The sequence below is a fragment of the Thalassospiraceae bacterium LMO-SO8 genome, assembly GCA_031655335.1.
Classification (GTDB): Bacteria; Pseudomonadota; Alphaproteobacteria; order Rhodospirillales; family Casp-alpha2; genus UBA1479.
Genome location: CP134226.1, coordinates 2,342,029 through 2,368,469 on the forward strand (window position 1 = coordinate 2,342,029; position 26,441 = coordinate 2,368,469).

1 protein-coding gene is annotated in these 26,441 nt (G+C 67.2%); it reads right to left on the minus strand.

All coding sequences use genetic code 11. The annotated features are described in order from the left end of the window. Nucleotides 1-110: 110 nt before the first annotated feature. Nucleotides 111-26,270 (minus strand): LamG-like jellyroll fold domain-containing protein, encoded by a 26,160-nt coding sequence (locus tag RJ527_11350; protein ID WND74636.1) that lies wholly within the window; start codon nucleotides 26,268-26,270, stop codon nucleotides 111-113. Nucleotides 26,271-26,441 lie beyond the last annotated feature (171 nt).

Sequence of the window (26,441 nt, forward strand, 5' to 3'; positions counted from 1 at the left end):
CCCGGCGACAGAGGCGCCGCCACCATACCATATCGGCGATAATCGCGGCGATCCCGGCAAAATCATAGAAATTTCAGGTGAACGATTGGTGAATGGCGGCAGGGCGGCGCCTAGGCGACCTGACCGCCGGAGACCATGAAGTCGGTGCTGTCCAGATCGCCGCCGTCGACGTTCTGCAATTCGATTTCCATGTCCGCCTGGGCATCGCCATCAGAATCGATTTCCAGAATCTTGGTCTGATTGTTGAACCGGGCCGAGGTATCGCCGTAGCCGACGAAGTCGTTGGTTTCGTCGCCCAGGAACATGAACATGCCTTGGTTGAACCCGGAGATATCGATCTGGTCCTGACCCCCGGCATTGAAGTCCAGGATGACGTCGCGCAGCAGGCTGCCGAGGCCGCTGTCCGCGGCCGCGCCATAGATGAACACGTCCATGCCCTCGCCGCCTTCGAGAATGTCCGCGCCGCCGCCGCCGGCGATCAGGTCGTCGCCGTCGTTGCCCATGAGGAAGTTGCTGAAATCGTCGCCGGTGATGTCGTCGTTGAAGTGACTGCCTTCGACGTTCTCGATGTTGATGAAGTTGACGGGGTTTTCCGAGCCGCCGTGGCCGTCGTTGCCGATGGTGCCGGCGCCCATGTCGATGACCACGGACTGCGTCCCGTCGAAGAAGGAAATGGTGTCGATGCCGTTGCCGCCGTCGTAGTGGTCGACCCCGACGCCGCCGACCAGCAGGTCGTCGCCGTCGCCGCCGATCAGGGTGTCGGCGCCGTTGTTGCCCAGCAGGATGTCGTCGCCCGAACCGCCGATCATGGTTTGCGGCCCGCCGTTGCCGACGATCATCGTGTTCTCGGTGGCGGCGGAGGCATCCGGGCCGGTCGCGACGGCGAAGCGTTCCAGGCCCGGGGTGTCCTCGTCGAATTCGAATTCGATGTAGTCCAGCGGATTGGTCGCGTGATCGACCACGGTGGTCTTGTGGACATAGCCGCTGCCCATGTCTTCATAGAAGAACATCAGGTCACTGCCCGACCATTCCGCGCCCAGCAGCTCCAGCGGGTCGCGGATGATCAGGGTGTCGATGCCCGGCCCACCCGCGCCGAAGGTGATGGTGTCGCCGGTGGTCACGGCGGCGCTGGCGATGTCCGTCGCGAACGTGCTCGTGGTCGAGGCTAGAATCCAGTCGTTGCCCGTACGGCCAACGTAGGCGTCGTCACTGTCGGGTGAATCTGTCGTCGTAATGATGATGAAGTCGTCGATATCCAGCGTGCCGGTTATGCCGGTCAGGTCGATTTCGATGTCCGCGCCGAGATCCAAGACGCCGTTGTAGTCGACATCGATTCCAAGAATGTTATTTGTTCCCAATGCGCTTTTGACAAGATTCGACACGAAGCTACTCAAAAGTCCGTCGCCAAATCCTTCATACTGGAAGTCGTCACCGTCAGCCACGATGCCTTCAAGGACGATAAAGTCACGATCCGGCGAGGCGTTGTCGGCGTTGAAATCGGCAATCGCATCCGGTGTGCCGTCTGGTGAGTCGGCAGTTGCTGTAAATACGAAGTAATTTGATCCCGCGCCGCCGATATGGGTTTCCTGGACGGCGGAGGCGACGATGGTATCCGTGCCGCCGGTGGTGGCGATGAGGGCGGCGCCGCCGGCGCCGATCACGTCCCCGGCCGCGAGCGGCGCGGTGACGCCCTGAAGCTTGATCAGGGTGCCGTCGTAGCTGGTCGTGCCGGTGCCCCGGCCCTTCACGTAAATCCAGCCGTCCGTAAAGTCGGTGAAGAACACGACGCGGTCCTGGACACCGTCATCGAAGATAATGTTGTCGATGGTGGTTTGCAGCGTGGTGTCGAAGCCGTAGTTCACGGTCATCAATTCCAGGCCATCCAGGCCGCCGAAGCTGATGACGTCGTTGCCGGTGCCGAAGCCGTTGATCGTGTCGACGCCGTCGAACTGGTTCGATTCGTAGGTCCCGAGCGTGTATTCGATGCGGTCGTTTCCGCCGTTGGCCGAGCCGCCAAAGCCGGGGTCGTCGCCGATGTTGAAAATGTCGGCTCCGCCCTCGCCGCGGAAGCGGTTGTTGGCGTCGTTGCCGTTGAAAACGTCGTCGAACTGCGAGCCGCGCACCTGTTCGATGGAGATCAGCGTATCGGTGGCGGCCAAGCCGTCGATCACGGTGGCGTCGAAGGTGTTGCCGCTGGCCGTGTAGGTCACGGTGATGCCGCCCACGTCGTTGCGGTAATCAGCGCGGTCCATGCCGCCGCCGCCATCCAGGGTGTCGTTGCCGCCGCGCCCGATCAGCACGTTGTTGTCGTCGTTGCCGGTCAGGACGTCGTCGTAATCGGAGCCGGCGATCTCGTTGACGCCGCCCATGAATTTGTCGAGGCCGGTGCCGTCAGACTGGCCGGTCAGGTTGCCGCTGTTGCTCGTCAGCCTCCCGAAGCCGGTCACGCCGCCGCCGAAGGTGACGGCATCGTCCAAGGTTACGGTCACGCCGCCGAACGCGTCGCCGTAATCGACCCGCGTCTTGGTGTTGCCGATGATGGTGTCGTCGCCGCCGCCGCCGCGGATCGCGTTGTTTTCGCCGATGATGCTGCCGCCGAACACGGTGAACTGGCCGTTGTCCCAGCCGGTCATGTCGAACTCATCGTCGTAGGCGGTGCCGTTGATCTGGTCGATGCTGCCCAGCGTGTCGATGCCGACCGAGGCGTCGCCCGTGACCGTGTCGCCGGCCACCGAGATCCCGCCGGTGGCGTCGGCGTAGCTGGCGATGTTGCGGTCGGTGCCGGCATTGCCCCGCGTGCCGCCGGTCAGATAGTCGTTTCCGCCGCCGCCGATCAGCACGTTCTTGCCCGCCAGGCCGTCGATGATGTCGTCGCCGTCCGTGCCGTACAGGGTGTCGTCCCCGTTGGTGCCGATGATGACGTCGGTCACGGGGGCGATGTCCAGGGTGATGGTCCGCGTGTCCGTGCCGCCGAAGCCGTCGGAAACGGTGACGGTGAAGGAATCGGTGCCGGAATAGTCGGTATAGGGGCTGTATTCGAAGGTGCCGTCCGGGTTGACCGTGACCGTGCCGTTCGCCGCCGGGGCGGTGAGCGAGAAGGTCAGGGTGTCACCGTCCACATCCGTCGCCGCGATCTGGCCGCGCAGGAGGGTGTCCTCCTGGGCGCTGATCGGCGCGTCAATGCCGCCGAAGATGGCGGGGCCGGTAGCCGTGTAGACGAGCGTTCCCGAGGCCGCGCCGACCAATCCGCCGGCAAGATCGGTGACCGAAACGACCGAAACGCCGTCGATCCCGCCGTTCAGGGGGGCGCTCAAGATCAGGCCGGTGCTGTCCTGCGGGACCGAGTGCTCGGCGCCGTCTTCGATCTCCCACTCCGTGCGGGCGACATCCCAGATGCGGACGTCGGCGATCTCGCCGTTGAAGTAGTGGTTTTCGTTGCTGTCGACCATGGCGCCGATGCGCAGGTCGTTGGCGGGATCATACTCGATCATGCCGGTGACCGGCCGGCTTGCGACTTCCTCGCCGTTGACGAAAACGCGGGCCGTCGTGCCGTCATAGGTCGCGGCGACATGGCTCCATTCGTTCAATTGGATCGCGTTGATGTCAGTATCGACGATCTGGATAACGTCGTTCACGACGAAGGCGAAGCGCACCACGTTGCCGGTCGAAAGGTGCAGGCCATAACCGCTGTGCTCGGTCGGGGTGGTATCTCTCAGATTGCCGACGATGCCGTCCCACAGACTGTTGATCGCGGTCGGATTGATCCAGGCTTCCAGCGTGATGCTGCCGGTGATCTCGAAATTGGGGTGCTGACCGAACGAGATGGCGTCGTCGCCGGGAACGCCTTCCACCCCGTTGAAGCTGACCGCGCCGGACAGCACGCCGGGCCCCAGCAGGGTCGGCGTGTTGTCGGCGAAGGTGGCGCCGTTTTCCAGCGTGCCCAGCGGAAGTTCGGCATTGCCCTGATGGATGCCGTTGTCGAGGATGCCGTCGAGCGGAAGATCGTTGACCAGGGACGACGGGGGGGTGCCGTCGAAGTAGGACTGCCCCATGGATTCCTGGATTTCGGTTTCCGACCGGATGCTGTCGTAGATACGCACCTGGGCCATGCCGCCGCCGAACGGGTTGCTCGACGCTGTTCCGCCGTCGCCGGCGACGGTGCCGAGGCCGAGTGTCGTGGCACTGGGGATCGCGACCGGCGTATTGCCAGTGATCAGGCCCTGGCCGACGCCGTCGACGAAGAATTCGACGTCGCCGTTGGTGCTGTTGTAGGTGACCGCCACGTGGGCCCATTCGCCCGCGGTCAACAGCCCGGCGGCGCCGGTCACGTTGAGCTGAGTATTGTTAACCTGGAAGCCGAGGCCGTTGTCGGCAAGCCTGAGCCCCAGGCCTTGATCGTTGATGAAGTGGCCGACATAGGCGATCGACTGGTTGCCGATCAGGTTGTCCGGCCGGACCCAGGCCTCGACCGTGATCAGGCCCGTACCGTTGACGGCATTGATCTGATCGAAGCTGACCAAGTCGTTACTGCCATCGAGGACGAGATAATCGCCGAAGCGGTCTGACGGCGGCCCGCCCGAGGACAGCGCGTGGCCGTTGCCGGACACGTCGATCAGGCCCGGGTCGAGGTCGATGTCGTCCGATTCCGGGTTGTCCAGGGTGTAGCGGGCTTCCAGGCCGGTCTCGTCCGCAAGGTCGGCGCGCTGGTAATTGTCGGCGATCTCCGCCGCCGTGCGGACGTCCGACCAGATGCGGATGTCGTCGGCGGCCCCCTTGAAGAAGGACGCGCCGTCAAGCGAGCGGCCGAGGGTGAGATCACCCGAGGTCAGGTCGAGCGCAGCGGCCGCGGGGGCGCCGCTGGCCGCGCCGTCCACGAACAGCTGCACGTCCGTGCCGTCGTAGGTGACGGCCACATGGTGCCAGGCCCCGTCGTTGACCAGGTCGGTGCCGGTGGCGGCCGCGCCGGTCAGATAGCCGGCGCCGTCGATGCCGAGTTCGACACCCAGTCCGGCGCCCGTCGTCCCGATGCTGAGGATCGGGATGCCGCCCGTGCCTGAAGGAACCTTGATCCAGGCCTCGACGGTGAAGGGATCGCCCGCCAAGTCCGGCAGCAGGTCACCCGGGGTGACGACCTGCACGAAATCGTTGATGCCGTCGAACTGCACCGCGCGCACGTTGGCACGGGCACCCAGTATCACCGGCGTGTCGTTCACGGGCTGCACGTCGATGGAAATCGTTCGCGTGTCGGTGCCGCCGTTGCCGTCGTCCACGGTGACGGTGAAGCTGTCATAACCCGAGAACTCGGCATCGGGCGTGTAAGTGAAGGTGCCGTCGGGGCTGAGCGCAATGGTTCCGTTCCCGGCATCCGCGTCCAGGGTGAAGGTCAGGCCGTCGCCCTCCGCGTCCTTGGCGGCGAGGCGCGCGGTCAACGGCGTGTCCTCGGTGACGGTCAGGTCTTCGTAAACGTCCACGATCAGCGCCGGCGTGTCGGTGGGGGTGGTTTCGACGACCGCCGGTGCAGTGGCGGTTGCGTCGACGAAGGTCGCCGTATTGCCGGTCTGGCCCAGGTCGGTGACGGTTGGTGTCGCCGCCGTCACCGCATCGGTGACAGTCCCGGGGGTTGTGCCGTCCGCGCCGTGCAGCACGAAATTGGCGATCATGTCCGGGTTCTGTCCCGGGTCGAGCAGCGCGTCCTTGTCGGCCGAGATCTCGGCCGGCGTGCGCGCCGTGTCCCATACCCGCAGGTCGCCGATGACGGCATCGGTGCGGAAATTGGTTGCGATTCCCGTGTCGGAACCGACGGTCAGGGTCGTGGTCGCCACGCCCGAGAATACGAGGCCGCTGACCGCCGTTCCGCCGACATCGACGCCGTCGACCAGCAGGCGGGCGTTGGTGCCGTCCCAGGTCAGGGCGATGTGATAATCGACGCCGGTCTGCACGGTGAAGCCGGTGTTGTGGGACGACGGGCTGACCGGGCCGAAGAACATTTCCAACTGGTTCGAGGCATTGACGTAGGAAACCAGGCGCGCACCGCCGGAATCGGCGACTTCGACGATGTTCTGCTGCGCGCCCAGGGTATTGAAGTTGATATTGTATTCGATCGTCAGCGGGCCGTTCACGGCACCCGGGCCCAGGCTTTCCACGATCTGTGTGTCGCCGGCGAGGTCGAGGCCCTGGCGGGTGGGCAGGGCGATATGGTTGCCGTTGCCGGTCTGGTCCGGGATCGTGCCGTCGGGCAGGACTTGGTCGAAGGAATAGTGCGCGACCAGGCTTTGCGACATGTCGAAGATATCGGCGCTCTGGTAGTTGTCGGCGATCTCCTGGGCCGTGCGCGCCGAGTTCCAGATACGCACGTCGTCGATCTTGCCGTCGAAGAATTGATCGACGCCGTTGTCGTAATGGCCGATCTCGATGGGGTTGGCGTTGACCTGGACGGAGCCGCTGAAGGTGCCGGCGGCGACTTCCGTGCCGTTCAGGTATAGGACCGTGTTGCCGACGCTGTCGACAGATACGGCGGCATGATACCAGGTATCGGCGGCAAGGGGAGTGGCTGTTTGCAGGTCCACGCCATAGGCCGAGCCGTTGCCCATGAAGAATCCGAGCTTGCCCAGATTGTCGATCTGCAGGTCGAAGGTCGCGGAGAAATTGTCGCCCGCGGTCGCCTGCTTCGACAGGATCGGTTTCCAGGTGCCGTTCGCCGGGTTGGCGCTCGTCTGGAACCAGGTCTCAAAGGTGAACTCCGTCCCCAGCGTCGTAAGCGGCGTGGCGACGACATCGTCGACGCCGTCGAACTGCAGGGCATTGCCCGCCTGAACCGCGCCCAGGATTTCCGGTGCGTCGTTGACCGGCGTGATGGTGACGGTCTGGTCGACGGCCAGAGAGGTGCCGCCGTCGCCGTCCGACAAGGTGAAGGACACCGTGCGCGGGGTCGTGCCCGGCTCGATGGACGTGTTCTCGAACGTCACGGTGCGGGCCAGCTGTTCGATCAGGGCCGGCGTGGCGCTGTCGGTCAAGTCGACGGTCAGCGTGCCGCCGGTGCCGTCGATATTGATCGTGCCGATGGTCGTGATGCCGCCGTCGAGCGACACCAGGGAGCCGTTGGTCATGCCGGCGGACAGGGTCACCGTGCCGTCGAAGGCCAGCGTGTCGCCCGGCGCGTATCCGGCGCTCACATCGACGGTCAGGGTGCCGCCGTCGAAATCGGCGCTGTCGCCGTCCGCGATCTGGATCGCCGGGTCGACCAGGACGGCCGCGCCGTCTTCGGTGAACACGGCGGCGGCGCTGACCGTGTTGACGGCCGGCGCGTCGTTGACGTTGAGGACGCTGACGGTGATCTGCTTGGTCGACACGGCACCCAGGCTGTCGATGACCTTGAGTTCGAAGGTGTCGGTGCCGAAGAAGTCGGCGTCGGGGGTGTAGGCCCAAGCCCCATTGCTGTCGACTGTGACCGTGCCGTTGGCGCCTTGGGCTGTGACGCCGTAGGTGAACGCTTCGGCGGCGTTATCCAAGTCCGTGCCGATGATTTGGCCGTGCAGGGTGCTTTCCTCGGCCATCGTGAACAGGTTGTTGTCCGCGAAGGCGGGCGTGCCGCCCGTGAAGGTACCCGTGGCCCCGTTGCCGGTCACGTCGCGGAACTGGTCGGTGGTGCCGTTAAGCACGTCGTCCAGGTGCCAGGCGCCGGTCAGGGTCGGGTCCGTGCCGTCCGGCAGAGTGTTCATGTCGCCGTGGATTTCCTGCGCCGAGCGCGCCACGTTATAGGCGCGGACGTCGAAGATTTCGCCTTCGAACGGCTGGTTGCCGGGCGTATATCCGCCGATCGTCACGGATCCCGTGTTGATGCCACTGATCGTGGTCGCGGCCGTCGCTGCGCTGCTGCCGTCTAGGAACAGTTTAAGATTGCCCGCGCCGTCGTAGACCAAGGCGACGTGATGCCAGAGGCCGTCCACAACGCCAAGAGGCTGGTCCACTGCTGCCGTGTTCGTGTCCGGCGTGAGTACCTGAATTCTGCCGTCGTTGACGACGCGAATTTGCACAATTGCCTCGGCGGGATCGCCGACGGTGATGATCGATTGCGGATTTAGAGTGCTGTCCGTGTTGAACCAGGCCTCGTAGGTGAACGCGCCGTCGCCGGTGGCCAGCGGCGAACTGGACGGCTTGTCGATCGTGCCCACGGTGGCCAGGCCGTTGTTGGCCCCCAGGGTGCCGTCTGCGAAGCTGATGGACGACCCGTCGGCGGCCACGGCGGTGACCGTGCCGGTGACGTTGTTGGAGGCGTTGGAGAAGCCGGAAAGCGTCAGCACATCGCCGACCTGAACGCCGCTGAACACGCCAGGGGTGTTGTTGAAATCCCTGATCGTGTCGTCCGTGCCGTCGACGGTCGCGTTGGTGATGACCAAACCCGTCGTCAGGCCGGCGGCATTGACGTTGACCGACGTCGTGTCGGGCACGTTGACGGCGACGGTGCCGTCGAACGACAGGGCTTGGCCGACCAGCGGCACGGCACTGGGGGCGGCCGGGTCGACGGTGATGGTCAATACCGGCGCCGTTCCGTCGGCAAGTCCCGTCATGTCTTCGGCGACCGGGGTCGCGGTGTTGGTGATCGTCGCGGGCGTCGGCGCGGCGGAAGCGGCACCCAGCGTCGCGTCGCCGCCCACCAGCGCACCCAGGTTGGTCAGGGTGGAGCCGGAAATATTCGACGGATCCATGTCGTAATGAATCTGCAGATTGTCGCCCGAGGTCTGGCCCAGGGCGTCGGCGGCGACCTCGATCGCCGTGCGCGCGTCCGAATAGATGCGGAAATCGCCGATCACGCCGTCCAGTTGGACATCGCCCAGGTAGCGCTGCCCGATGAACAGATCGCTGTTGGTCAGCGCCGGGACTGCGCCGCTGATCGACCCGTTGAGCGCGCCGTCGATGTAAAGCTTGTAGTTGCCCGCGCCGTCGTGGGTATAGGCGATGTGGTGCGGCTGGCCGTCGTTGACCGCGACCGTCGAATCGATATACGCGCCGGAAACCAGGGCCGCGCGAATGCCGCCGGACAGCGGGTTGTCCCCAATGTTGAGGAACATCAGTTGGTTGGTGGAAAGTGAATTCCCCACGCCGGCAAGGAAGGCGGCGGTGTCCGTCGTCTCGATTGTGAATTCGACGGAGAACGCGCCGGTGAAATTGATGCCCGTGGTGTCTGCCTGGACGAAATCGTCGGTGCCGTCGAAATCGAGCGCGGGTTGGACCGGAATGCCGGCGGAGGCATCGGCGGTCGATGAACTCAAGCTGCCCAGGTTGCTGACGGTGCCGTCCGGGGAGATGTTGCCGGCCTCGAAATCGTAGGCGACCAGCAGGTTGCCGTCGGCAAGAGCGCCCGCATCCAGCGTACCCACGGCATCGGCGGCGATCTCCGCGTCGGTGCGCACGTCGTTGTAGACGCGGACGTCGTCGAGCAGGCCGTTGAACGGGCTGGCGCCGTCGATCCCCGACCCCAGGGTCAGAACGCCCGGCGTAAGGTTGGCCGTGCCGTTAACGAACGTTCCGACGGAGATCCCGTCGAGGAACATCTCATAGGTCGTGGTGCCGCTGTCATAGGTTATCGCCAAGTGGTGCGGCGTTCCGTCGTTGACGACAGGCGTCGCGGAGACGGTCCCGACATAGGCCACCCCGGCGTCGATCGTGCCGTTGGCCAGCAGGTTGATATTGAGCCCCGCTCCGGTCGTCCAGGTGTCGCCCAGGCTCATGATGATCGACTGCGTCGACGACGTTGTCGAAATGATCGTTTCGATGGTGTAGGACCCGGTGCCGAGAGCAAGCGCCGGATCGGCCGCGACCAGCTTGTCGTCGATGCCGTCGAACCGCATGCCCTGGCTGGTCTGCACGTCGTTGCCGAGTACCGCGTCGCCATTGCCCGGATCGGCCAGGTTGATCAGCGCGCCGCCGGTGATATTCGTCGGATCAGGCTCGTAGTAGGCAGCCAGCGCCGTGTCGCCCAGATCGACCTGGCCGGCTGCATCGGCTGAGATCTCCGTCGTGTTCCTGACGTCTGTGTAGAACCGGACATCAGAAACCTCGCCGTTGAAGTATCGTTGTCCGTCGCCGAGCTGGCCGATGGTCAGCAGGCCCTCGGTAATGTTCTCGAGCGTTGATCCTGGGTTCGTAAACGAACTGACGGAGGTGCCGTCGATGAACAATTCGTAGAAATTCGTGCCATCGAACGTCAACGCCATATGGTGCGGCTGGCCGTCGTTCAGCGGCGTTGCGTATGACAGGCCACCGACACCCGATAAGCCACCGCCGATGATGCCGTTGTTGATATTGACGTTGACCCCGGCTCCCGCGATGGGGCCATTGCCGAGCGAAATCAGGTTCTGGTCGCCACCTCCTGCGGTGGTCGAGAACACGACTTCGATTGTGTATGCGCTTGATCCGACAGCGAACGCGGCACTGGCTGCCTGCATTGTATCGTCGACGCCGTCAAAGGCGAGGGCCGGTCCGGAGAGCCCGTCGCCCAGGATGCCGTCGGCGGCATCCAGAAGCGAGCCTTTGTTGTCGGCCGTGCCGTCGGCGAAATCGTAATGCACCAGGGGCTGCGTGCCGCTGGTGCCGCCGCCGGCGTCGTCGGCCACCTGTAGGGGCGTGCGGGCTTCGTCGTAGATGCGGAACTCGTCAAGCGTGCCCTTGAGCGGGAAAGTCGGGTGGCCGATGGCGACGCCCGCCGTCGTTCCGCCCAGGTTGCCCACCGGGTCGACGCCGCCGGGCGTGCCGTCGACGGCGACGCCGTTAACGTAGATGGCGATCTCGCCGCTTGCATCGTAGGTGAAGGCGACATGGGCCGGCACGTCCGGCAAAAGGACCCCCGGGCCCGTGCTGAAGGTGGACAACTGGCCGGACCCGCCGCCGTTGCCGACTTCGACGATCAGCGTGCCGTCAGTGTACGTGGTGAATGACCAGCCCTTGTAGTCGCCGTCGAAGTTTTCGGCGATCCGCGTCACGCCGGCCGGCGGGCCGGCCAGGGTGACGACGGCCTCCACGGTGATCGAGGTCGCGTTGGCGATGGCCGGGTCGTTGGGAATCCGGATGTAGTCGCCGCCGCCGTCGAACTGCATGCCCTGGCCGTTGGTGACGACGGCGATTTCCGGGTTGCGGTTGACGGTGACCGTGGCGGCCGTGCTGCCGTAGTCGATGGTGACGGTGTATTCGGGCCCCAGGTTGTGCTGGATGGTGTCGAAGATATTGTCGATGCCGGCTTCCAGAACGCCGCCGTCGCCGCCGATTTCCGCCGTATGGCCGGAATAGGTCAGAATCTGGAACGAGTTGCCGTCGACGATGGGGTCGAAACCCGGGGCGAAATTCAGGTTGATGATGTCACCCGCGGCCGTCAGGTCCATGGTGTCCAGGTGAAGGACGTCGCTGCCGCCGCCGCCGATGTCGATGTCGAGGGAGGTCCCGCTGTCGAACACGACCTCGCCGCCGGTGATGTTCAGGGTCCCGATATTGTCGATCCCGGCCACGTCGATGATGCCGTCGCCGGTGATCTCGGCGCCGTTGGCCAGCTGGATCGTGCCTTCGCCGGTGATGATGCCCGTGTTCCCGATATTGGCGCCGTCCAGGATCAGCGTCGCGCCGGTGCCGACGTTGATGATGCCGCCGTCACTGTCGAGATAACCGGGGGCGGTGATCGTCACCGTGGCGCCCGGGGCAACGTTGAACACGCCGTTCGGCGAATGGATGTTGGTCGCGGCGGCGATGACGGTGCCGGTTCCTTCGATGTTCAGGATGCCGTTGACGGACAGGTTGACCGTGTCGGCGACCGTGTCGCCGTCCAGGGTCAGGGTCTGTCCGTCGTCGATATAGAAGGTCGGTGCGCCCTCGCCGACGATACCGCCGATGGTGGTGGCGCCGCTGAACGTCAGGCCGGGTCCGCTACCCGAAAGGGTAAAACTGGAATCCAGGGTCAGGGCGGCTGTTCCGGCGAAGTCCAGGGTGCCCGATCCGAGCAATATGGTGCCGCCGCCGATGGTGGTTTCGCCGCCGTCGATCGTCAGGGTATTGGCGCCGACGTCGATGGTGCCGTTGGCGGTATCGAGCACATGTCCCGTGTTGGCCATCGTCGCGTCGATGTTGACGAGGATGCTGCCGCCAGCGTTATCGACCGAGGCGCCCAGAACGCGTGCGCCGCCCACCATCGAAAGATCGCCAAACACGATGGAGCCGAAGTTGGTGATCGTACCCGCGGCAACGATCAGGGTCGCGTCATGGGCCGCTGGTCCCACGTTGTCCAGAGAAATGGTGCCGTCGTTGACGAAACCTTGAGCGATGGTCAGCGCGGCATCGCCGCCTGCGTCCGATCCGTTGACGGCCAGTTCGCTGCTGGATTGGATATAGAGCCCGCCGTTGACGGCGTTGCCCGTGCCTTCGATCTCGAACTTCCCGCCGATCTCCAGATCGACGGTCGTATCGAACACGTCACCGCCGGACAGGGTCAGGGTCGCGCCCGCGGCGATCTCGAACACGTAGGGTCCGGCATCGACGGTGGTGACCGTGACGGCATCCGACTGTCCGCCGAACAGGATCTTGGGGTCGGTTGCGACAATGCCTGTGTCGCTTTCCAACGCCAGGATCGCGGCGCCCGTGAATTCAATCTGGCCCGCGACGTTGTCCGTCAGTTCGGTGCCGGAGCCGATGATCGTCGTGCCGCCGTTGATGGTCAGGGTGTTGGTGCCGTTGACCGTGATGGTGCCGGTGGCGGTGTCGAAGACATGCCCCGTGTTCTCGATCATGGCGGGGGCGCTGACCGTGATTTCGCCGCCGCTGTTGTCGATGTCGGCGTCGATGGTCCGGTTGCCGCCGCCGCCCGCGCCGTCAACGATGTTGATGACTCCGCTGTTGGCGAGCACGCCGCCGGTGACCGTCAGCGTCGTATCGACCGGGGAGACGTCACTCGTGTCGAGCAGGATGATCCCGCCGTTGGTCAGGCCGGCGGTGAAGGTCACGCCGGTATTGCCGCCGGCCGCCGATCCGATCAGCAGCGCGCCGTCGTAGGCGCCGTCGCTTTCGATGGACACGGCGCCGTTGACCGTGTTGCCCGTGCCGTGGATTTCCAGGGTGGCGCCGTAACCCTGGGCGTTGTCCGCATTCAGTATGGTCTGGGCGATCTCCAGGGTGCTGCCGTCCTCAAGGATCGCCACGCCTCTGACGGCAAGTGTTCCGGCGCCGTCTAGGCTGCCGCCGGTCAGGGTCAGCGTTCCGCTGGTGTCGACATCGGCGATGCCGGCGACGTCCAGGACGCCCGCGCGAAGTTCCAACGCCGACTTGACCAGCAGGGTGGCCACGCTCTCGGCAGGACCGGAGGTGTCGAAGAAGGTGGCCCCCGCCTCGCCGGCGTTGATGACCGCGATGGTCGTTGCGTCGGGAATGCCCGAGGTCCAGTTGGCGGCGTCGAACCAATCGCCGCTGCCGTTCAACTGATCATGGTCGCTGCGCGTCAACCCGCTTTCCAGGACGACCTGCACCGTCGCGTCCTGGGTGGTGGTGCCGCCGTCGCCGGTATCGACCGTGAAGGTCACCGTGCGGTCGACCGTGGCGGGCGTGGCCGTGTCGTTCTCGAAGGCGATGGCGCGGGCCAGGGCCTGCACCGCCGCGGGCGTGGCATCGGAATCCAGGGCGATCAACAGGTCGCCGGCCGACCCGTCATTCGTGCCGTCGATGGCGCCGATCACGACGCCGTTAAACAGAACGTCGGATCCCGACAGCGTGATGCCGCCCGTTTCCTGAACCAACAGGCTGTCGCCGGCATTCAGGTTGCCCGTAACCGCAGCGCGCAGGGAGCCCGTGTCGAAGTTCGCGGTGTCGACATCCGTGATGGTGATGCTTGCATCGACGATGACGGCGGTCCCGCCTTCCTCGAAGGTCGGCGCCGGATCGCCGCCGGCGGTGATGACGGGGTCGTCGTTCACGTTGTTCACGGTGATCGTCACCGTTGCGGTGCTGGATATTCCGGCGGCGTCGGTGACACGGAAGGTGAAGCTGTCCGTGCCGCTGAATTCGGCATTGGGGACATAGCTGAAATTGCCGTTCGACTGGACCGTGACCGTGCCGTTGGCGGCCTGGCCGCCGCCGGCGACGGCAAAGGTCAGCGTATCGCCCAGGTCGGGATCGCTCGCCGTCAGCGTGCCGGTGATGGTCGTGTCCTCGTCCCCGCTCGCCGTGCCGGCGTCGGCGGTGGGGGCATCGTTCGATCCGGTGATGGTGACGGTCAAGGTCGCCACGTCGGTGCCCGCGTTGATCGCCTGGGCCGAGGTCGTGAAGGCCTGGCCTGCCAGGTTGGCGGTGATCACCACTTCGCCGCCGCCGCCGGCCGATGCCGTGACCTTTCCGGCGATCACGCCGTTGGCGTTCAGCTTGGCGACAATGGCGTCGCGGACCGCGTTCGCGGTCGTCTCGTCGGTCACCGTGTGGGAAATGCGGGTGCCGTTGACGGTAATCTCGAACACGTCGCCGCGTTCGACCGTTCCACCGACGGTATAGGTCGAAACCTGATTGACCCCGGTGGCGTTAGGCGTGGGTGTGTCCAGCGTGATGGTCTGATCGTCCGTCCCGGCGTGGCCGTCGGACACGGTATAGGTCAGGGTGCCGGTGGCCGATTGCCCGGCGGCCAACGCTTCGAACTGGCCGTTGGGGTTGACCGTGTAACTGCCGTCGGCGTTGATCGTAACCTGGGCGACCACCGGATCGCCGTTCGGCAGGGTGAAGTTCACGTTCTGCGCGACACCGACGGTGCTACCGTTGACCTTGATGACGGTCAGGCTGTCGCCCGTGTCGATGTCCGTGTCGTTAGCGAGCAGGCCCGCCGCCGCCGTCTTGCTGATCGCCGTGCTGTCGTCGGCGGTGGTGACGAAGTCGTTCTTGGCATCCGGGTTATCATTGGTGGCCGTGATGTCTATGGTCACCGTCGCCGTGTCGAAGGACGGCGGGTTGGCACCGTTCGACACCGTATAGGTAAAGGTGTCGGCGCCGCTGTAATTGGCGTCGGGCGTGTAGGTGATGCGCCCGTTGGGGACGGTGTTGCTGACGTCCGCCGAGAAGTTGACGGTGCTGGTGGCGGCGCTTGACGCGATCGGTGTGCCGGGCACGGCCGAGGTCAGGGTCAGGCCGCCGCGGCTGCCGACGGCGGTGGCGGTTACAATCCCGGACATCGCGGCGTTGCCGTTAATTTGCGTGGCGAACAGCGCCATGTTGGCGTCGACGCTGATGTCAGCGTCCAGGGTGAAGGTGACGCTGGTGCCGTTGACGGTCAGGGTGACCGTGTCGCCGTCGCTGAATCCGGGGCTGACGATCAGTTCGTCCTGCTCCGCCACGATGGCGACCTTACCGTGGGCCGGTTGGCCGACCGCGGCGATGGTCGCGTTGGTCAGATCTCCGCCGTCGGCGCGTTTGTCGTTGCCCAGCACGTCGAAGGTGACGGCCTGGTCTTCCAGCACCTCGTCGTCGCCGGAAACCGGCCCGCCGTTGGCGGCGTCACCGTCGCCGATCACGTCGTCGCCGGCCACGGGGGCGGAATCGCGGGCTTCCTGCTGGATGCGCAGTTCGGCCTCGTTGCGGGCCTTGAGGATCGCCTGTTCGAACTGGGCCAGGCCCGATGCCGCCTGGAACGCGGCCTGTTGGGCGATGGTCGCCTGGGCGTTCGCCGTGGCGGCGCCGGACAGGGCGTCGGGCACATAGCCTTCGGCGATTTCCGCCAGCAACTGGGCGGCGGCCACCACGTCCGCCGGCACCGATGGGTCCAGAGCGGGGGATAAGCTGCCGAGAGTATTGGCCGTGGCGACGATTGTGGCGGCGCTTTCCGCCGTCAGGGCGCCGTTCGCGTCGAATGCCGGTACCAGACCGTCGGCGGCGGCGCGCGCCGTGCCCGCGGCGGTGCCCGCGGTATTGACGGCGGCCTCGATGGTTTCGGCGATGTCCGAGGCCTGTTCCAGGCCGTTCTTCAATGCCCGCAGCGCGGCTTCCGCGCCGGTGCGGGCGGCGCTGATGGTCGGTGCTTCGCCGGCGACGCCGTCCTGGTTGACGGCGCTGACCGTGACGCGGATGAACGACGCGTTGGGATTGTCGGAAATCAGCAGCAATTCGCCGTCCTGTTGCGCGGCGGAAGCGGTCATGCCGCCGGTCGTGCCGATCTCGGCGACCAGGGCGTCGCGCACGGAGGCAAGCGTGGGGTTGGCGCCGACGGTGATGAATTTCGTGACGTCGGCGGTGCCGTCGTTGTCCGTGTCGAAGACGACGGTCAGGGTGTCGCCGGCTTCGACGGTGCCACCGATGGTGACGGATACGGTCTGGCGGGTCGCGGCGATCGCCGCGTCCAACGCCGTGACCGCGTTGTCGAGCGCCGTTGCCGTGGTGTTGCCGTCGCCGCTCTGTATACCGTCGGCCAACAGGCCTTCGATCGTGGTCTTCGCGGCATTGGCGGCGGCAAGGGCGTTGAGAATCTGGGTCGAGGCGCTTTCGGCCCCGGTCGCGTCACCGTTTTCCGTGACCGTCACGCCGATGCTGCTGCCGGATGTGGTTGCGGCAACGACGAAACCGCCGGACCCGCTGGTCGCCGACGCCTGGGCGACGCCCTGAAGGCCGGCGTGGCTGTTGACCGTGTCGACCAGGGCGTCGCGGATGTCGTCGATGGTGTCGCCGTCCTGGGCCGTGACCTCGACCGTCACGGCGTCGCCGTTGCCGGCGTTGCCCGGCGTCGGGTCGATGGTCAGGGTGAAGACATTATCCGCCGCCGGCGTGCCGGTCAGGGTGACCTGATCGAAGCTGGTGGCGAGTTGCAGCATCTCCGCCGCGTCGGTGATCGCGTCTTCCGCCTTCGTCAGGGCGGCGGTGGAACTGGCCGTGGCCTGGGAGAAGGCGGCTTCGGCGGCTTCGGCGGCGGTGTCGGCGTCTTCGTCGGCGGCCCGGATCGCCGCAGTGTTGGCGGCCGTGATCAGGTCGGCGATTGCGTCGCCGTCCGTGCCGGCAAGGTCGGCCTGGGCCTGGGCGCTGGCGGCGGATTGGGCCGCGGCCGCGGCGTCGCGCACGGCCGATGCGACCGAGGAATTGGTCGCCGTGACCTGGGATTGCGTGTTGGTCAGAAATGCTTGGGCGACGCTACCGGCCCCTTCTTGGGCGACGGCTGCCTGGGCTGCGGTCAGGGCGTTCCCGGCGGTGGTGCCGGCCGCGTTGGCGGCGGCAAGCGCGCTTTGGGCGGCGTCGCTGGCGTCGGCGGCGTTCTGTGCGGCGCGGTCGGCGACGGAGCCGTTGGAAATGGCGTCCAGGCTGAGGGTGTCGTCGCTGTCGTTCGGAATGCTGGTCAGGAACGCACCGGCGGCACCGGCCTGGGTCGCGGTCAGAACCAGGGCCCCCGTGCCGCCCGCGGCGACGGTGACGCCGGCAATGCCGGCATTCTGGATCGCCGTGACCAGGGCGTCGCGCACGGCGCCGGCGTCGTCACCGATGCTGATCAGGCCGTTGGCCGTCGATACGGTGACGGACGTTCCCGCGACCGTGATCGAGAAACTGTCGCCGTCGGCGACCACGGTGGCGCCGTCGACGGTGATCGTGTCCTGCTGCGTCACCTGATCGGCGTTGACTTGGCGCTGCACGCGGGCGGCCTGGTCGTTGGTGCCGTCCGCCGTGTTGGTGGCGGATGCCGTGGTGGTGAAGGCCGTGCCCGGGGTGGCGCCGGTCAGGCGGATGGAATCCGGTGTCGCGCCTTGGCTGACGGTGACCAAGCCGTCAAAGGTGTTTTCGTTGATGAGTTTCTGGATGAAGGCGTCGCGGACTTCGGTCGGGGTGGTCTGCCCATCGACCGTGAAAAACGCCTGGGTCGTGCCCACGGTGATGAAGAACGTGTCCCCGGTTTCGACCGCGCCCGACAGGGTGACGCGGGTCACCTGGGTGGTTTCCAACTGCGCTTCGATGGCATCCAGAAAATCGTCGTTATCCAAGGAAACCCGGCTCAGAACCTCGCTGACCGCGTCACCGACGGCCTTGGCCGTGCGTGCGTGAAGCGCGGCGTCGGCGGCGGCCTGTTTGGCCGTCGCGGCCTGGGTCGCGGCGTCGCCGGCGGCAGTGACCGCGTCGTCGTTGGCGCCCTTGGCCGCGATGGAGGCGGCGGCGGTCTTGGCCGCGGCATCCGCCTTGGCGGCTTCCGATTGGGCCGTGGTGGCGGCGGTCTCGGCATCTGTCGCCGCCTGTGCCGCGAGATCGTCCGCGCCGCGCAGATTGGCGGTGGTCGTCACCGCCTGGGCCGCGTTGTCCTGCGTGCCGCCGCCGTCCGTGGCCGTCGCCGTCGCCGTGAAGGCGACGCCCGCGACATCGGCGGTGATGGCCAACGTTTCGCCGGTATCGCCGGGCGAGGCGGTAACGGCGGCGCCGGCGGCGCTGTCGTTGATCAGCGTGATCAGGGCGTCGCGGACTTGGGTCAGGGTCGATATCGCGCCGCCTTCGGGAATTGTCACGGTGACCGGCGTGCCGTTGACGGTGACCGTATAAGTGTCGCCAGCCTGAACCGTGCCCTGCAGGGTGACCGTATCCAGCTGCGCGACCTGCGTGGCGCCGCCCAGGTTCCCGGTAACCGTCGACGCGGTGGCGCTCTGGTCGTCGTTGGCGCCGTTGTTGGTGGCGGACGCCGTCGCCGTGAACCCGATGCCCGGCATGGCCGCGGTCAGGGTAATGGCGCCGTCGCCGTTGCCGGCGGAAGCGGCCACGGAATCGGTCGCGCCGTTGGCCGGGGTGTTGATCTTGGCGACCAGGGCATCGCGCACATCGGCGATGGTGATGCCGGTCGATGCCGCGGCCGTGTCCGTGCCGACGGTGACCGCGACTACGTCGCCGTCAATCGTGACGCGATAGACGTCGCCGTCCTCGATGGTGCCATCCAGGGTTACCGTATCCGTCTGGGCCACGCCCTCGGCGGTGGCGACGGCGGCCTGGGCCTCGTCGGCGGCGGCCTGGGCGGCGGAACGGGCGGCGGCGGCGCGCGGAATACCGGCCAGCGCCGCGGTTGCCAGGCCGGCTTGGGTTTCCGCCGTCGTGGCGGCGGCATCGGCGGCGGCGGCATCGGCGAGGGCAAGATCGGCGGCGGCCTGAATATCCGAAAGCTCGGCACTGACAGCGGTTCGTCCCGCCGCTTCCACCGCTTCGGCTGCCGCCGTATTGGCGGCCGTCTGTGCGGCCGCGGCTGCATTGGTCGCGGTGGTGAGGGCGGCCTGGGCGGCGGCGAGGTTCACGCCGACGATGGTGGCCCCGGTGTTCGGGTGGGTGCCGCCGTCACGGTAGACTTCGGCCAGATCGGCGGCCGCGTCGGCGGCGGTGGCGGCGTCGCTGGCCGAGGCATAGGCGGCCTGTGCGTCGGCGACCGCATCCAAGGCGTCCCGAAGCGCCGCCTGGGCGCGGTCGTTGGCTTGTTTCACGGCCTGATAGGCGGCAGGGTCGATGGTCTGAGCGGCGGCGGAGGCCGTGAAGTCGGCCTGTGCGTCGTCGGCGGCCGAGCGGGCGGCCGTCAGCGCCGTCTGCGCCTGGCTCAGGCTGGCCGACGCATCGGTCGCGGCCTGTTCCGCCGTGGTCGCGGCGGTGCGTGCGGAAGCCGCGGCCGTGGCGATGGCCTGGATGTCCGACACCCGGGTCTGGGCGGCGGCCTGGGCGGACGTGGCCTCGGCGGAATCGGCGGCGGCCTGGTCGGCGGCGGCCTGGGCATCGGCCTGGGCCTGATCCAATGCCGCCTCGGCGGCCTCGATGCGGGCGGCGTTGAGGCCGGCTTCGTCGGCGGCGGCCACGGCGGCTTGTTTCTGCGCCACCAGCAGGGCGGCGTTGGCGGCGGCCACGGCTTGCAGCGCCGATGCGGCGGCGGCCTTGATCGCGGCGACGGCCGCCAGTTGCGTGGCGTCGGCGGCGTCCTGAATGGTGCTGAGATTGTCCGTGGTCAGAACGCCGTCGTCCAGATCGTCGAGCGCGGCGGCCGCGTCGGCGGCGGTGTCGATGGCGTCGATGACCGCCTGCGCCGTTTCGGCGGAAATCGGCAGATCAAGGTCTTCGGCCGCCTGCAACAGGGCGTCGAGAGCGGCCTGGGCGGCCTCGGCCGCGGCCGCGGCGGCGGCTTGGGCGGCATCCGAATCAGGCGTGGCGCTGGCGGCGGCGGTGGTGGCCAGGACCGCCTGCTGGCTGGCCGTGGTCGCCTGGGCCTTGGCGCTGGCCAGGGCCTCGGCGATTTCGTCGGCCAGGGAGTCGAGGAAGTTGTCGACTCGGGTCTGCGCGGCGCCCTGGGCGTTGATTTCGAAGGCGGCGGCGAAGCTGGCCTGTGACGCGGCCTGGGCAGCCTGCGATGCGGCCTCGGCGGCGGCCTGCGAGGCCGCATCGGCGTTCGCCTGGGCGATGGTGACGTTTTCGTTGGCGGCGTCGGCGGCGGCCTGGGCCTGGGCCAGGGCATCCTCGGCATCGCTCAGCGCCTGTTCGGCCTGGGCGACGGCATTGTCCCAGACCAGTTCGATGGCGCTATCGACGTTGTCGTCTCCGTCGTCCGCCTCGTCCCGTTCGGCCCGCACCTGGGCCAGCGAATTGGTGCGCGAGGTGACCGTGGCTTCGGCGGCGGCCAGGGCCACGTTCGGCGCGACGGCGTCGGCGGTGGCCTGCTCGGCGGTCGCATTGGCGGTTTCGGCGGCGGCGGACGCGCGCGCAGCGGCGGCGGCGGCATCGCGGGCGGCAAGGGCGGCGGTGGCGCGGTCGCCGGAGGCATCCCCCGATGTCCAGGCGGTTACGGCGGCATCCGCATTGGCGGCGACCACGGCGGCGGCTTCGGCTTCGCCGGCGTCTTGCGCCGCGCGGGTGGCGGCGGCCTGGGCCAGATCGGCCTGTGCCTGGGCGTCCGGACCCTTGCCGCGGGCGGCATCCTGAGCGGCGTCGGCGGCGGTTTGCGCCTGGTTGGCGGCGTTGCGCGCGGCTTCGGCGGCCTCGGCGGCAAGCTCGGCCGATCCCGGCACGTTGCTGGCGGCCAAGGCCTTGGCCGTGGCCGTGGCCTGGGCGGCATCCAGGGTCGCCGGATCGTCGTCGGTCTCGAAGGCTTCCGCCTGTTCCTTGAACCGGGTCGCTTCCTCGGTCGCCTGCGCCCGTTCGGCGGCGCGCTGGGCGGCGGCGGCATCGGCTTGTTCCTGGGCGGCCTCGGCGGCGGCCTCGGCGGCGGCCAGGGCCTCGGCGGCGGCCGTTTCCGCCAGTTCGGCGGCGCGATCTTCGGCATCCTGAAGCAGGTAGGAATCGCGCGCTTCGACGGCGAAGGCGGCGGCGTTGTCGGAATCCTGCAATGCCGCACCGGCGGCGGCGGCGGCCGTGGCCGCGGCCTGCGCGGCGCGGTCGGCCTGCGTCGAGGCGTTGGTCGAGGTGCCGTTGACGGTCACCGCGCCGGCGCCGGCGGCGACCTGGATTGCCAGGGCGGCGTTCTGCCCGGCCGAGGTCTTGGCGGCGGCGGCGGCGGCCTGGGCGGTGGCGGCGGCCGTGGCGGCGGCCTGGGCGGCCTGTGATGCGGTCAGCGCGGCGGCGGCGTCGTTGGCCGCTTCGGCGGCGGCGGCCTGGGCGGCTGCCTGCTGGGCGAGGGTTTCCTGCGCGGCGGCGATCGCGGCCTGGGCCTGGGCCGTGGCGGCATTGGCGTCAGCGGCGTCGGCGAAGGAGAGGGCGGAATTGTAGGCGGCCAGATCGGCGGCGGTCTTGGCGGCGGCGGCGGCTTCGGCGGCGGCGGCGGCGGCGGCGGATTCCGCCGTGGCGGCGTTGGCTTCGTCGATCGCGGCCTCGGCCTGGCCCTGGACGCCGCCCAGGGTGGGCTCGAAGTTGATGGCTTCGGCCAGGGCGTCGCGGATCGCTTCCAGGGTGTTCTCGGCGGCGGTGACCGTGACCGTTACCTCGCCTTCATAGTATGTGGAATCGCTCAGCGTGGCGGAAATGTTGATGGTGAAGGTGTCGCCGACCTCGGGCGTGCCGGAAAGGGTGATCGTGGTGACCTCGGCGGTGGATGCGGTCGCCGCGGTCGTTTCAACAGCCACGATGGCGTTGTCGGCATTGCCACCGCCGACGTTCACCGTATTCACGGTGACGGTTAGGCCAAGATTCGGAAGGTTGCCGGTGAGGACGATGCTTTCGGGTGCTGCGCCGGCCGTGGCCGTGACGAGGCCCTGGAAGGCGATGAGCGCCTGCTCCGGGTTGTCCGGTTCCGGATTGATGAAGTCGATGTAGTCGGCGGTCGCCGACGCCTCCACCGACTTGGCCTTGGCTAGGTCGAGGGACTGGCTCGCCTGGGCGGCCAGCTTCTGCGCCGACGCGAAGGCCGCGTCACGGGCCGCGATGGCGGCATCCGACTGCGACGCATAGGACAGATCTTTTGCGGCGGTGACGGCGGCAAGTCGCGTGTCGATGAAATCGCTCAGCGACGTGACCAGGGCGTCGCGCACCTCGGCCTCGGCGGCGGCGATAGCGGCGCGGGCCGCCGGATCATTGGTCGCGCCGGTGCCGAAATCCAAAATCTCCGTGCGCGTGTTGAGATTGGTGTCGCCGGCCAGGAAATCGGCGACGTCGAAGCCGGCAAGCTCGACGGCGGCGTTCAGCAGAGCTTCGAAGGCGTCCAGCGCCGCGGCGTTGGCCGGCTCCTTGTGGCCGGGGGCGGCGATGGTATGCGACTGCGCCTCGGCGGCCGCGGCGGCGGTCTGGGTTGCGAGATCGGTCAGGGCATCGGCCAGATTCGTGAGCCGGATGATCGAAGTGTCGAGGGCGGATTGCGCCTGTCCTTCCGCGGCGGTCTGGCCAATGGCAAGGAAGCCCTCGGCATCCGCTTCGGCCGACTGGGCCTCGGCGAGGCTGTTGATGGCCGCGAGCGATTCCGTCAACGCTGTCTGTGCGGCTGAAAGCAGACTCTCCACATTGGTGCGTGCCGCGTCGGCCAGGGCTCCCGATGCGTCGGCCACCTGATCGGCGCCATTGATGTAGCCGATGTTTCCGGTGGTGACATCGTCAAGGGCATCCAGGTCGAGGGTGTCCGTGGTGTCGTCCGGAGCCGTGATGGTGACCGAATTGACAACCTCCAGCACGCCGCCGGTACGGGTTACCGTAACGGTCACGTCGTACAGGTCATAGGTGTCCGCGTTCTTCACGGCGATCTGGAAGGTGTCCGTCGCCGATTGCCCGTTTTCCAGGTCCGCATAGGAATCGGCGTCGGGCGTGTAGACCAGGTTGCCGTCGGCGTCGAAGGTGACCTCGCCCTTGTCGCCGTCACCGGCGCCCCGCGACTGGGCCTGGGCCGTCTGCGCCGCATCCTGGAAAATTTCAAAAAGATCGACCTGGGCGTCGAGGGTGGCCTGGGCGTTCGCCTGGTTCTGTTGGGCGATGAGCAGGTCCGTCCCTGTCAACCCGACAAGATCGTCGTCGGAAATCAGGGCGTCCCGCGCCACGTCCACGGCTTGCTGGGAGCCTTCGGCGCGCAGGGCGGACAGCGAACCGGTGACGGTCGTCTGATTGGCGCCGGCGCCGGTGGTGATCGTCACCTGATCGGAAACGGTCAAGGTGCCGTCCACATTGGTGATGGTCACGGTGATCGTCTGCAGGTCGAAGCCGCCGGAATTATTGGGCACGGCGACCTTGAAGGTGTCCGTCGTGCTCTGCCCCACCGCGAGGCTTATCAGATCCGCGTTGACCTGATACGTCAGCGGTGCCGCGCCGTTGGCATCGACGTCGCCGACCGCCACATCGCCCTTGTCGCCGTCACTGGCGCCTTTCTGGATGGCCTCGGCGCTTTTCGCGGCGTCCTCGTAGGCATTGGCGGTGGCGCGGTCGACGGCCTCGCTGATCAGCTTGATCAACAGGTCGGCACGCGCCGTCTGCACCGCGGCGGCGGCGGTTTCGGCCTCGGCCTTCTCCGTGTTGGCGGCGGTCTGGGCGGTGGCTGTCGCCGCCTGCTTGGCGGTCAGGTCGGCGGCCGCGCTGCCGTCCTTGTAGCCCTCCGCCGCCTCCTGCAACCGCAGCGAGGCGTCGATGCCAGATTGCGAGGATTCGGAATTGCTGGCGGCTGTAGAGGCCCCACTCTTTGCGCCCTGATAGGCCCCGGAAACCGCCGGGTCGATGTTGGCGGCCTGCTCCTGCTCATAGGATAGGAAGGCGTTCTCGGCGTTCTCGCGGAATTGATCGACCAGGGCGGCCTGCGCCTTGGCTTCGGCGCTGGCGTCCAGCAGTTCCTGCCCGGTCCTGGATTCCAGGGTCAGCGCGGCCGCGGCCACGGAAAGCTCGGTCGCCTGGGCGGCCTGAACCGCGTACCCAACGATGTCGAGCAGCGCCTGCGGCACGCCGGGAACAGCGGCGATCGCCGCCTGCAGATCGTCGATCAGCTGGGTCGCCTGGGCCACGGTGGCCGCGATGGTGCTGGCGTCCACGGCGTCGTCGATGAAGGCGGCGGCGGTGTCGAGGGCCTGGGTCAGGTTGCCGTTGATCTTGTAGTGCGCCAGCGCCGCATTGGCCGCGTCCTCGGCGGCGTTGACCGCCTGGGTGATGGTGGTCGCCAGCGTGTTCGCGGCCGACAAAAGGTTCGCGCCCGGCGTACCATCCAGACCGGCGGCGGCGCGCAAGGCGGCGACTATCGTGGGATCGACCGGGCCGCCGGTGCCCGCCGTGACCAGGGCGGCCTGCGCCGCCTGGATCAGGGTGATGATGGTTTCCGAAAGGGCCTGCGCCGCGTTCAAGGCGCCCAGCGGGCTGGTTACGACACTGATCAACGAGCCGCTGACGGCGTTGGTCTGGGCCTCGCTCAGTCCGGCCTGGGCGGCCAGGGTGGGAAAGCCGGTGGAGAAACTGGTGACGGCGTTGGCGGCCGTGAATTCCGCCGCCGAGGCGATGTTCGATGCCGAGATAAGCTGCGTCAGAGCCTGGTTGATGGCGGTGAAGGTCGCGGTATCGAAAACGGCCTGCTGCAGAACGTCGGGCGGCAGCAGGTTGCGGATCGCGGCGCCGATGCCCGGTTGTTGCAGAAGGGCGAATATCTGGTCGGGCGAGCCGCCGCCGAGAAGGGAGCCCTGCGCCTGGGCCAGCGCCAATTTCACCTGGCTAAGGGTGGTGCCGGTCACCGGGTCAAGGACGAATGCGCCGGCGCCGAACTGCTGTTGCAGGGTCTCGAACACCCCTTCGAGCGTTACCTTGGCGTTTTGAAGCTGGATATTGAACTTGATGGCGTCGACGGCGCCCTGGGCGATCGCCTGTTCCAGTTTCTGCAACTTTTCGGCGGCTTCCTCGCCTTGCTGCGAATTGTTGTCCTGGGGCGTGCCGGACTGTCCGGGGACGGCGTTGTCGCCGGAACTGCCGGGCGGCTGGGGCAGGGAGCGCAGAACATCGGCGTAACGGGCCTGGATTTCCGCCGCCGAGATGACGATGGGCGGCGGCGGCGCAACGTTGAAGGAAGCGATGGAGACCGTGGCGCCGACCTGGTTGAGGACGACCGTCCCGGCGTTGTTGGAGATCACCACTTCGCCGACGAACTGGCCTTCGGGCAGGATCGTGAAGTTGCTTTGCTCGCCCTCGGGCGCGGCCTTGCCGGCCAGCGCCGTGCCGCGGATCCCGATGGTCGCCGTCGGCGTGTTGATGAGCATGTTGTCCGGGCCGGTCTTGGCGATCTGGCCCGAGATGAAGGAGAAAGCCCCCTGGACGATCGAGGCCCCGAAGGTGCCGGACTGGGCCTGCGGATCGTAGACCATCTCGTCCAGAACCATGCGGCCGTTGTCGGCGAGGGAGAAGGTCGATTCGTCGGCGAACTCCATGCCGACGGCGCCCAGCGGGCCGGTTTCGATGACGTCGCCCTGATAGACCGGGTCGCCGACCTTGAGGACGGCCTTGGTGCCGTCCGCGTGAGTCGCCTCGACCTTGCCCGAGACGGTGACGATCTTGCCGATCGGCTCGGCCGCACCCGCGGGGCCCGCCTGGGCTTCGACGCCGGGAGCGGCGGGACCGGCCAGTTTGACCGCAAGGGGGCCGTTGATGACGGCCCCGTCGGGGGTCACCAGATCCGGGGGATCGGCGAACTTGAAGAAGCTTTTGATGAGAACCTTGGAGCCGTCCTTGCCGACCAGCAGCAAATCCGGCCCCTGGCGCACGAACTGGGCCTGGAGAATCCAGCCGCCGTCAGGCACGTGAACCTGTTCGGCCCCCGCCGCATCGAGGACGAACGAATTGGCGCCGCTCCAATCCTGCGGGTCTGCGCCTTTATCGCCCGTGCCGGGAACAAACTGGTTTGTGGCCACCCCTTACGTGCTCGCTCTTCTGTGCGCACGACAACGCCCACCGGCCGCCGCCGAAGCAAACCCTCCTGATTCCCTTGGATTGAGCACTGACTGCATGACCCGCCGGTGCGCGATCTTGGTGTCTCGTTCGCCGGGCCCCAGGACTTTAGGCATACAACCTTACACCAACGT